Origin of the sequence: Methylobacterium tarhaniae (assembly GCF_001043955.1) — a bacterium.
Lineage (GTDB): Bacteria > Pseudomonadota > Alphaproteobacteria > Rhizobiales > Beijerinckiaceae > Methylobacterium > Methylobacterium tarhaniae.
The window spans coordinates 1-634 of record NZ_LABZ01000213.1; the positions used below are offsets into that span (position 1 = coordinate 1).

Genomic DNA, 634 nt, shown 5'->3' on the forward strand with positions numbered 1-634 from the left:
CCCTCGCCGAGCGGGTCGGCCTGTCGCAATCGCCGTGCTGGACGCGGCTGCGGCGCCTGGAGGAGGCGGGGCTGATCCGCGACTACGTCGCCGTGCTCGACCACCGGGCGCTCGGCTTGCCCGACGTGGTCTTCGTCGAGGTGACCCTCGACAAGCACGACGACTCGGTGCTGGAGGCCTTCGACACCGAGATCCTGCGCATCCCGGAGGTGCTGGAGGCGCATCTGGTGTCCGGCGAGTACGATTACATGATCAAGGTCGCGGTCAGCGGCACCGCGCATTACGAGCGCTTCCTGCGCGAGAAGCTCTACCGCATCCGCGGCATCCGCCAGTCGCGCTCGGTCTTCGCGCTGCGCACGCTCAAGCAGGAGGTCTCGGTCGACCCGGTCGCCGTCGCCCGGCAGCCCTGACCCAGTGCCCGCCGCCCCGACTTTGCGGCAGATCCCGATTGTCCCCCCGCCCGCAGGCGCTAAGCTGCGCGCAAACATAACGGGAGGACGCCATGAACCGTCGCGCGACGCTGATCACCGCCCTGCTCCTGTCGGCGGGCCTGGCCTCCGGCCCCGCCTTCGCCGCCGACCCGGTCCGGATCGGCGTCGCCGCGGCGATCACCGGGCCGGGTGCGGAATCCGGC

The 634-nt window shown here is 71.3% G+C and carries 1 protein-coding gene; it reads left to right on the forward strand.

All coding sequences use genetic code 11. From position 1 onward, the window contains the following. Positions 1–410: Lrp/AsnC family transcriptional regulator (locus VQ03_RS25860; RefSeq protein WP_048453791.1), on the forward strand; the 410-nt coding region annotated here is incomplete at its 5' end. Positions 411–634: the final 224 nt, after the last annotated feature.